We start from the raw sequence: 8,650 nt of genomic DNA, 5'->3' as shown, positions 1-8,650 counted from the left end.
ACCCCGACGCCCGCGCCGTCCCCCGGCGGCTCGGCCCCCACGCCGTCGCGGACGACGACCTACCCGGAGCTGGGTGCCTTCCGCATCACCTCGCTCAGCCCCAACCTGGTCGACTCCGCGGGCGGGACGCTGGTGACGATCACCGGCCTCTCGCTGCCGAGCGCGCCGACGGTCCGCATCGGTTCGTCGGCCACCGCCACCGTGGTGCACAGCAGCGCCACGAGCCTGCGCGTCCGCGTCCCGGCGCGCGTGGCGGGGACCTACGACGTGACCGTGCACGCCCGGGACGGCCGGTGGACGACGCTGCCCGGCGCGCTCACCTACGCCGAGGTCGTGGACAGCGCCCCCTCGGGGAGCTCGCCCGGCGGGACGACTCCCGGCGGCACCGCGCCGGCACCGGGCACCCCTGCCCCGGCGGGCCCGGGCGGCGGTACGCCCGGGACCGGCACCGCACCGGACGCCGCTCCCGGCGTGCGCACCGGTCCGCACGGTGAGCGGCTCGTCCGCTCCGACCGCTTCTCGGCGCTGGGCGGTATCTGGTCGGTGAGCTGCACCTCCTCCTGCACCGGCGTCGCCCTCTGACGCCCGCCGCGCCGCATCGGCGCACCTTGGCCACCGCGCCCCGTCCGACTTCCCCGTGCGGACGGGGCGCGGTGCAGTCCCGGATGACCCGCCAGGACGGGACCTAAGGCCCGTACACATCTCCCCCGGCCTGCCGATGTAGAGCACGAGATCGGACGAATCCCAGGGAGACCACCTACGTGCTCGACACCCGACCGGCGGCACCGGCCCCGCGCGGCAGCCGTGACGCCGTCCGCCCCACCGGGCGCGAGCGGCCCTTCGCCGCCGACGAACTGATCGTCTCCAAGACGGACCTGCGCGGGGTCATCACCTACGCCAACGACGTCTTCCTGCGGGTGAGCGACTACGCGCTCGACGAGGTGCTGGGCCAGCCGCACAACCTCATCCGGCACCCCGAGATGCCCCGCGCGGTGTTCAAGCTGCTCTGGGACGGGCTCGGCGCCCGCCAGGAGGTGTTCGCCTACATCAACAACCTCGCGGCGGACGGCGGCCACTACTGGGTGCTGGCGCACGTCACGCCGTCCTACGACGCGAGCGGCGCCGTGGTCGGCTACCACTCCAACCGTCGCCGGCCCGCCCGGGGCGCCGTCCAGCGGGTGCTGCCCCTCTACCAGCGGCTGCTCGCCGAGGAGCGCCGGCACCCGAACGCGCGCAGCGCCGTCGCGGCGTCCTCGGCCCTGCTCGGCGAGATCCTCGCCGAGCAGGGGCAGGGCTACGAGGAGTTCATCTGGTCGGTCATCAATCGCGAGGAGAGCTGACATGGGCATCCGCACCGCCCGCGGCGAGGGCGGACGGCGGTCCGACGCCGCGGAGCTCGCCCTCCACCGGGCCTTCGTCCGGCAGCTGACGGCGGCCTGCGAGGCGGCCGCCCGCGGCGACCTCGAGGCCCGCAGCCGCATCGACCCGGCCGCGGAGGACGTCCCCGAGCTGGTCGCCCTCCACCACGCGCTCAACCGGGCGCTCGACGTCTCCGACGCCTTCGTGCGCGAGTCGTCGGCGGCGCTGAGCTCGGCGGCCGACGGCCGGTTCCACCGGCGGCTGCTGACGACGGGGTTGCTGGGCTCCTTCCGCCGCACCGCCGTCGACATCAACGACGCCCGCGCCGCGATGCAGGAGACCGCCGGGCGGGTCACCGACGCGCAGAGCAGCCGGCTGCGGATGGCCGACGACTTCGAGTCCGTGGTCCTCTCGATGTCCGAGCAGGTGGCGACGGCGGCGACCGAACTCAGCGCCTCGGCGTCCGGGCTCACCGCGGCCGCGTCGGCGGCCAGCGCCGAGGTGGGCACCGCCCAGGACACCATCGGCTCGCTCACCCGCTCGTCGGCCGAGATCAAGGAGATCATCGCGCTGATCGACTCGGTCGCCGCCCAGACCCGCCTCCTGGCGCTCAACGCCACCATCGAGGCCGCCCGCGCGGGCGAGGCGGGCAAGGGGTTCGCCGTCGTCGCCTCGGAGGTCAAGGACCTCGCCGACCAGACCGGCCGGGCGACCGAGCGGGTCACCGCGCAGGTGGAGCAGATCCGGCAGGCGTCGGAGGACGTCGCGGCCGTCATGACCAGCGTGAGCTCCACCGTCGACGACATGAACGGCCTCGTCGACGGCATCGCCGCCGCGGTGGACGGCTCGGCGTCGCTGAACACCGGCCACGACGACGTCACCGGGCTCTCGCGGATGGCGGAGAAGCTGCGGTCGGAGGCCACCGGCTTCCTGGCCGAGATGCGGCGCTGAGGGAGGGCGGCTGTCGCGGCGGCGGGGCCACCAGGTAGTCTCGGCGCCGTTCGCGGGTGTAGTTCAATGGTAGAACATCAGCTTCCCAAGCTGACAGTGCGAGTTCGATTCTCGTCACCCGCTCCACCCCGAGGCCCCGGTCGCTGCGACCGGGGCCTCTGTGCTCCCGGTAGCGGCCCGGGGCCGGACGGAACCGGGCCCTTGGTCCCTGGGGGACGTGCAGTTCGTGCCCCACGATGACCGCAGCGCTTCCCACGAGCGGGCGGCGCTCCTACGGTCAGGCCGTGCCCCCGCCCGACCGCCGGTCCCCCCGGTGAGCGACGCCGCGGCCCTGACCGCCGCCGTCCTCGCCGCGGCCTCGGGCGGGCAGCTCGAGGCGACCCTCCACGAGATCGTGGCGGTCGCCGTCCGGCACGTCGACGCCCGGTACGGCGCCCTCGGCGTGCTCACCCCGGACGGGAGCGCGCTGGACCGGTTCGTCACGGTGGGCATGGACGCCGACGACCACCGGCGCATCGGCCAGCCGCCCGCGGGCGCCGGCATCCTGGGCTTGCTCGTGCAGGACCCGACGCCGCTGCGGCTGGACGACCTGCGCGCCCACCCGGCGTCGGTCGGCGTGCCCCCGGGGCACCCGCCGATGCGGTCCTTCCTCGGCGTCCCGGTGCGCGCCCGGGACTCCGCGTTCGGCAACCTGTACCTGACCGAGAAGCGCACCGGCGGCGAATTCACCCCCGCCGACCTGGAGATCACCCGCGCCATGGCCGCGGTGGCGGGGCTGGCCATCGAGAACGCCCGCCTGCTCGAGCACGCGGAGCAGCGCCGGGCCTGGTCGCAGGCGGGCACCGACCTGGCCACCGCCCTGCTGTCGGGCCGCCCGACCGGTGAGGTGCTGTGCGCCGCCGCCGACCGCGTCGCGGAGCTCGCCGGGGCGGACGCCGTCGGCATCCTCGTCCCGGTGCCGGGCGACGAGGGCACGCTGACCATCACCGCCGCCGTCGGGCCCGACGGCGCCGACTCCGAGGGCGTGCGCATCCCGCTCGCCGGCACCCGCCTGGGGGAGGCGCACCGCTCCGGCACGCCCGTGCTGGTCGACGACGTCGCCAGCACGCCACCCGGGACGACGCACGCACCGGTGATCGGCGAGTTCACCGACCGGTACGGCCCGGCCCTGTACCTGCCGCTCGGCGGCCCCTCCCCGCCCACCACCCTGGTGGCGCTGCGTGTGCGCGCCCGTCCCCCGTTCGACCCGGCGGTGCTGGAACCGGCCGCCGCCTTCGTCACCCACGCGACGGTCGCCATGCGACTGGTCCGCAGCCAGCAGCGCGAGCGGCGGTTGCAGGTGCAGGCCGACCGCGACCGCATCGCCCGCGACCTGCACGACCACGTGGTGCAGCGGATCTTCGCCACCGCCCTGGCCTTGGACCGGCTGGGCCGCTCGCTCGGGGGCACCGCGCCCGACGTCGCGGCCCGGATCGCCGGGCACGTCGACGAGCTCGACGGGACGATCGCCCGCATCCGCACCGCGATCTTCGAGCTGCACGGCGCACAGGACTCCTCCTCCGACGCCGTCCGGCGACGGCTCGCCGAGGTGGTGCGGTCGGTGACCGACGGGCAGGCGGTGCGGCCCGATCTGCGGGTCCGCAGCGAGGTCGAGGACCTGCCGCCGGACCTGGCCGGGGACGTGGTCGCCGTGGTCCGCGAGCTGGTCACCAACGTGGTGCGGCACGCGGGGGCCGCCAGGGTGACGGTGAGCGTGGCCCTGGGCGACGAGGTGGGCGTCGTCGTCACCGACGACGGCAGGGGGCTGCCGGCGGTCACCGTGCGCAGCGGGCTGGCCAACCTCGCCGACCGCGCCGAGCGCCGCGGCGGGCGGCTGGACATCTCCACCGGGGCGTCGGGGACCGAGATCCGGTGGACCGTGCCGCTGCCGGGCTGACCGGCGTCAGCGGCGCCCGTCGCGGAGCTCGGTGGCGAGGATCGCCGCCTGGGTGCGCCGTTCCAGCCCCAGCTTGGCCAGCAGGTGGCTGGTGTAGTTCTTCACCGTCTTCTCGGCCAGCCCCATCCGCTCCCCGATCTGGCGGTTGGTCAGCCCTTCCCCGATGAGCGCGAGGACGGTGCGCTCCTGGTCGGTCAGGACCGCCAGCCGGTCACCCCCGGACCGGGGGCGCGGCGGCGGGCCGGTCTCGAGGAGGGTGCCGCCGGCCGCCACCGTGCGCACCGCCTGCACCAGTGCCGAGCCGCGCACCTGCTTGAGCACGAACCCCACCGCCCCGGCCCGGACGGCCTCGTCGCGGGCCGCCCGGTCGGCGTAGCTGGTCAGCACCAGGCAGCGCACACCCGGCAGGCGGGCGGTCAGGTCGCGGCAGAGCGAGGCGCCGTCGCCGTCGGGCAGCCGCATGTCCAGGACGGCGACGTCCGGGCGGACGGCGGGCGCGCGGGCCAGGGCCTCGGCGCAGGAGCCGGCCTCCCCCACCACGGAGACGGCCGGGTCCTCCTCGAGGACGTCGGCCACGCCGCGGCGCACCACCTCGTGGTCGTCGACGAGGAACACCCGAACGGTCGGTGGCGGCGCTCCCACGGGCGGCCTCCTCCCACGATCCCCCGGGAGAGCAGCCTAGGGCGCACCGGGCCCGCTGCCCAGCGGTCAGGCCGGGAGCAGCAGCGCCGCGTACAGGGTCAGCCCCGGGCCGAACGCCATGGCCACCACCGGGCCGTCGACGTCGGCGAGCTCCTGCAGCACCAGCAGCACCGTCGCCGACGAGCAGTTGCCGTGCTCGGCCAGCACCCGGCGCGACGCCCCGACCTGCTCCTCGCGCAGCCCCAGCTCGTCGCGGACGACGTCGATGATGCGCGGGCCGCCGGGGTGCACGGCCCAGCCCGCCACGTCCTCGGGGCGCAGGCCGGCCCCGGAGAGCAGCTCGTCGACGACGTCCCCGACGTGCCGCGACAGGACGTCGGGGACCCGCGGGGAGAGCCCCATGCGGAAGCCGAGGTCGGTGACGTCCCACGTCATGTGGTCGGCGGTCGAGGCGTCGGTGCGGGCCACCACCCCGGCCAGCCGGCGCCCGCGGCCGGCACCGGGCTCGACCACCACGGCCGCGGCGGCGTCGGAGAACAGCGCGTGCGCGACCACCTGCTCGAGGTCGGCCTGGGCCGGCTGCACGTGCAGGCTGGTCAGCTCGCAGCAGAGCAGCACCGCCGGCCGGGACCGGGCGGTCACGAAGTCGCCGACGGCCGCGAGCCCGGGGATCGCGGCGTAGCACCCCATGTGCCCGACCAGCAGCCGCTGCAGCCCCGGGGGCATGCCCAGGTCGCTGGCCAGCCGGATGTCGAGCCCGGGGGTCGCGTACCCGGTGCAGGTGGCGACGGCGAACAGCCCCACGTCGCCGGGGGCGAGGCCCGCGGAGTCCAGGGCACCGGCGACGGCCTGCTTGCCCAGCGGCAGCGCCTCCTGGATGTACCGGGCCATCCGCGCGCCGGTGCCCCAGCCGCTGAGGTCCTCGTCCATCGGGTTGGCCACCGCGTGCCGGCGGTCGACGCCCGCACCCAGGAAGATCCGGCGGGCGGCGCGCACCCCCGCGTAGTGGTCCGCGAAGAACCCGTCCCAGGCGGCTTCCTGCTCGAGCGTGGTGGGGAGCGCGGCGCCGGCCCCGGTGAGGACGGCGGCGGTCACGACCGCGGCCCCACGGCCGCCCTGCTCGGGATCATGCCGCCGACGGTACGTGCGCCCCCGTCCCGTCGCGCGGTCACCGCTTGCGCCCGTAACCGGCGAAGACGACCGCCGTCGACCGGATCGGCTTCATCCGCACCGAGCCGCGGCGGCCCAGCCGCCACGCGATCGCGTCGCGCAGGGAGGGGCGCAGCCCGACCAGGCGGAGCTCGAGGCCCAGCCGGTCGGCGGCGGCGAGCAACCGCGCGCGGTCGACGAAGAGCGCCGGGTCGTGGATCCCCGGCGGCGGGCCGCCGGGCAGCCGCTCGGCCACGGTGACCATGAGGAAGCGGCCGATGCGGGTGGCGGCCAGGGCGTCGACGACCAGGACGCCGCCGGGCCGCAGCAGGCGGGCGCACTCGGCGAGCACCGAGACGTCGTCCTCGACGTGCTCGAGGATCTCGCCGGCGACGACGACGTCGGCGCAGCCGTCGGCCAGGGGGACGGCGAGCACCGAGCCGCGCACCGGGAGCACGCCGTGCGCCCGCGCCGTCCGCAGCCCCGCCAGACCCAGGTCGACCCCGACGTGCCGGTACCCGAGCCGAGCCGCGTGCGGGGCCATCAGCCCCCCACCGCAGGCGAGGTCGACCAGCAGCGCGTCCCCGTCCGCGGGCGGGATGTGCTCGGCGCGGGAGGCGGCCAGCCAGTGCAGGGCGGCGAAACCGCCTGCGGGCTGCCACCACTGGTCGGCGAGGTCGTCGTACTGGGCGGGGTCGTTGCGCGGCAGGACGGTGTCTCGCACGGGGGCCTAGCCCTTCTTCAGCGGATCGTGCCCCCAGTTCATCAGGCTGTAGCGCCAGCGGGAGGTCTCGACGTCCTCCTCGGACGGGCGCTGGGCGAGGTGGCGGGCCACGTAGCCGTGCACCTTGCGCATGTGGGCGAGGTCGTCGTCGTCCAGGTCGGCCTTCTTCGTGCGCAGCAGCTCGACGATCCGCCGCCCCGACGCGTGACCGGTGGACTCGCCGTCGCCGTCCTTCTGCCCGACGGAGCGCGACTCGTCGGTCTCCAGCCACTTCTCCAGCTCGCCCGCGGTCATGTTCACCGCCTCGCCGAACTCCCGCCGGATCGTGTCGGGGTCCTCGCTCGCCATGCTTCCTCCGCTCGGTCGGTCGCCTCCCCGGTACCGCCGCGCCGGTCGTGGGAAACGGGGCGTCTGGTACTGCTGGTACCCCTGTCCCGTCCCCGGAGGTCCCCGTGTCCGTCACCGTCGTCGGCAGCCTGAACGAGGACGTCCTCGTGTCCGTCGACCGGCTGCCCGGCCGGGGCGAGACCGTCGTGGCCCGCGGCTCCAGGCTGGCACCGGGCGGGAAGGGCGCCAACCAGGCAGCCGCGGCCGGCGTCCTGGGCGGCGGCGTGCACATGGTCGGCCGCGTCGGGGACGACCCCGCCGGCGACCGGCAGCTCGCCGCGCTGGCCTCCTCGCGGGTCAACGTCAGCCGCGTGCTGCGCACCGCGGGCGCGCCCACCGGCACCGCGACCATCCCCGTGGAGGCGGGCACCGGCGAGAACCTGATCGTCGTGGTGCCCGGCGCCAACGCCGAGCTCGCGCCCGAGGACGTCGACGTCCCGTCGGTGCGCTCGGCGCGGGTGGTGCTGCTGCAGCTGGAGGTGCCGCTGCCGGCGGTCGAGGCGGCGGCGCGGGCCGCGACTGGCACCGTCGTCCTCACCCCGGCGCCACCCGCCGCGCTGCCGGCCGCCCTGCTGGAGCGGGTGGACGTGCTGGTCCCCAACGAGCACGAGCTGGTGCTCCTGGCGGGGGCCGAGCCCGGGGACCGGACGCCCGCCGAGCTCGTGCGGCTGGCCCGCCGGGTGACGTCGGGCGCCGTCGTGGTCACGCTGGGCCCGCGCGGCGCCCTGGTCGTGCCCGCGGACGGGCCGGCCCTGCTGCAGGCGCCGCCGCCGGTGACCGCCGTCGACACCACCGGGGCCGGGGACTGCTTCTGCGGTGCGCTGGCGCAGGCGCTGGCCACCGGCGCGGACCTGTCCGACGCCGTGCGGCAGGCGGTCGCGGCAGCGGCGGCCTCCACCGCCGGCGCCGGGGCGCGCGGCGCGCTGCCCGACGAGGAAACCGTGCGCGGCCTGCTCCCGCGGGTGCCCGCGGCCACGCCGGTGCGCTGACCGCCGGTTTCCCCGTCGCCGGACCGGGCACAGGCTCCCCGACCGCACCGAGGAGGAGGACCCCGCGATGAGCGAAGCCCACCGCACCCCCCGCAGCGCCGAGCGCGCCGAGGGCGACCCCGCCGGCGAGCAGCCGGGCAGTGGCCGCACGCCGCACCCGGAGGAGCCGGCCGAGGGCGGCACCGACGCGGCCGGCGGTGGCGCGGACACCCCCGACACCTGAGCGGCACGCGGCCGCGGTGACCGACGTCTCAGAGCCCGTCGGTTTCCGCCCGCGCGGGCCCGGGCACGCCCCGGCGCATGGCTGACGGACTGCAGCACACCCCGAACACCCACGAGCCGACGGACGGCGCGCACGGCGACTCCTCCCCCGAGGCGGCGCGGGCCGTCGCGCGGCTGCTCGCCAACCCCCGCCGCACCCGCCGGGCCTGACCCCTGGGGCGCCGCCGTCACGCAGCGTCGCCACATCTTCACCTCCTTTCCCCGGCGCCCCGCGGAACCCCCGGGCCCCTC

General features: G+C 76.6%; 11 protein-coding genes and 1 tRNA gene. 8 read left to right on the top strand and 4 right to left on the bottom strand.

Annotated features, from left to right (window positions below):
* From E9529_RS01960 to E9529_RS01940, 5 genes are all read left to right on the top strand, one after another.
* Nucleotides 1-582 (top strand): IPT/TIG domain-containing protein (locus E9529_RS01960; protein WP_236829425.1); only part of this gene is annotated, 582 nt, incomplete at its 5' end.
* Between the two features lie 179 nt (nt 583-761).
* On the top strand, nt 762-1,340 hold the full coding sequence (locus tag E9529_RS01955) for a PAS domain-containing protein (RefSeq protein ID WP_236829424.1): 579 nt from the start codon (nt 762-764) through the stop codon (nt 1,338-1,340).
* 1 nt (nt 1,341) lies between these two features.
* Nucleotides 1,342-2,310 (top strand): methyl-accepting chemotaxis protein, encoded by a 969-nt coding sequence (locus E9529_RS01950; protein WP_236829423.1) that lies wholly within the window; start codon nt 1,342-1,344, stop codon nt 2,308-2,310.
* A gap of 52 nt (nt 2,311-2,362) precedes the next feature.
* Nucleotides 2,363-2,436: transfer RNA gene (locus E9529_RS01945), tRNA-Gly, on the top strand.
* A gap of 187 nt (nt 2,437-2,623) precedes the next feature.
* Nucleotides 2,624-4,246 (top strand): GAF domain-containing sensor histidine kinase, encoded by a 1,623-nt coding sequence (locus tag E9529_RS01940; RefSeq protein WP_236829422.1) that lies wholly within the window; start codon nt 2,624-2,626, stop codon nt 4,244-4,246.
* Nucleotides 4,247-4,252: 6 nt separating this feature from the next.
* On the opposite strand, the gene E9529_RS01935 is transcribed toward E9529_RS01940, so the two are convergent.
* The 4 genes from E9529_RS01935 to E9529_RS01920 all read right to left on the bottom strand — a co-directional run bounded on the left by E9529_RS01935 (nt 4,253) and on the right by E9529_RS01920 (nt 7,109).
* Complete coding sequence (locus E9529_RS01935; protein ID WP_236829421.1) at nt 4,253-4,888, bottom strand: response regulator transcription factor; 636 nt, start codon at nt 4,886-4,888, stop codon at nt 4,253-4,255.
* 66 nt (nt 4,889-4,954) lie between these two features.
* A complete protein-coding gene (locus E9529_RS01930) occupies nt 4,955-5,983 on the bottom strand; it encodes a type III polyketide synthase (RefSeq protein ID WP_236829420.1) in 1,029 nt (342 codons plus the stop codon).
* A gap of 73 nt (nt 5,984-6,056) precedes the next feature.
* The gene (locus E9529_RS01925; RefSeq protein ID WP_236829419.1) at nt 6,057-6,761 is read right to left on the bottom strand and encodes a methyltransferase domain-containing protein; all 705 of its coding nucleotides are present in this window, start codon (nt 6,759-6,761) and stop codon (nt 6,057-6,059) included.
* 6 nt (nt 6,762-6,767) lie between these two features.
* Complete coding sequence (locus E9529_RS01920; protein ID WP_236829418.1) at nt 6,768-7,109, bottom strand: DUF3140 domain-containing protein; 342 nt, start codon at nt 7,107-7,109, stop codon at nt 6,768-6,770.
* Between the two features lie 104 nt (nt 7,110-7,213).
* On the opposite strand from E9529_RS01920, the gene E9529_RS01915 reads away from it, so the two are divergent.
* The 3 genes from E9529_RS01915 to E9529_RS21745 all read left to right on the top strand — a co-directional run bounded on the left by E9529_RS01915 (nt 7,214) and on the right by E9529_RS21745 (nt 8,569).
* Complete coding sequence (locus E9529_RS01915) at nt 7,214-8,137, top strand: ribokinase (protein ID WP_236829417.1); 924 nt, start codon at nt 7,214-7,216, stop codon at nt 8,135-8,137.
* Nucleotides 8,138-8,204: 67 nt separating this feature from the next.
* The gene (locus tag E9529_RS01910; protein ID WP_236829416.1) at nt 8,205-8,360 is read left to right on the top strand and encodes a hypothetical protein; all 156 of its coding nucleotides are present in this window, start codon (nt 8,205-8,207) and stop codon (nt 8,358-8,360) included.
* A gap of 77 nt (nt 8,361-8,437) precedes the next feature.
* Entirely contained in the window at nt 8,438-8,569 is a 132-nt protein-coding gene (locus tag E9529_RS21745) for a hypothetical protein (RefSeq protein WP_255707901.1), read from the top strand.
* The last annotated feature ends 81 nt before the right edge of the window (nt 8,570-8,650 follow it).

The sequence above is a fragment of the Blastococcus sp. KM273128 genome (assembly GCF_021698975.1).
Lineage (GTDB): Bacteria > Actinomycetota > Actinomycetes > Mycobacteriales > Geodermatophilaceae > Blastococcus.
Note: the sequence above shows the minus strand (reverse complement) of the source record. Positions and strands in the feature narration are given on the sequence as shown.

What these genes read in the sequence shown, in the direction of transcription:
- E9529_RS01950 (WP_236829423.1), top strand. Translation starts at nt 1,342, where the DNA reads ATGGGCATCCGCACCGCCCGCGGCGAGGGCGGACGGCGGTCCGACGCC.
- E9529_RS01920 (WP_236829418.1), bottom strand. Translation starts at nt 7,109, where the DNA reads ATGGCGAGCGAGGACCCCGACACGATCCGGCGGGAGTTCGGCGAGGCG.
- E9529_RS01910 (WP_236829416.1), top strand. Translation starts at nt 8,205, where the DNA reads ATGAGCGAAGCCCACCGCACCCCCCGCAGCGCCGAGCGCGCCGAGGGC.
- E9529_RS21745 (WP_255707901.1), top strand. Translation starts at nt 8,438, where the DNA reads ATGGCTGACGGACTGCAGCACACCCCGAACACCCACGAGCCGACGGAC.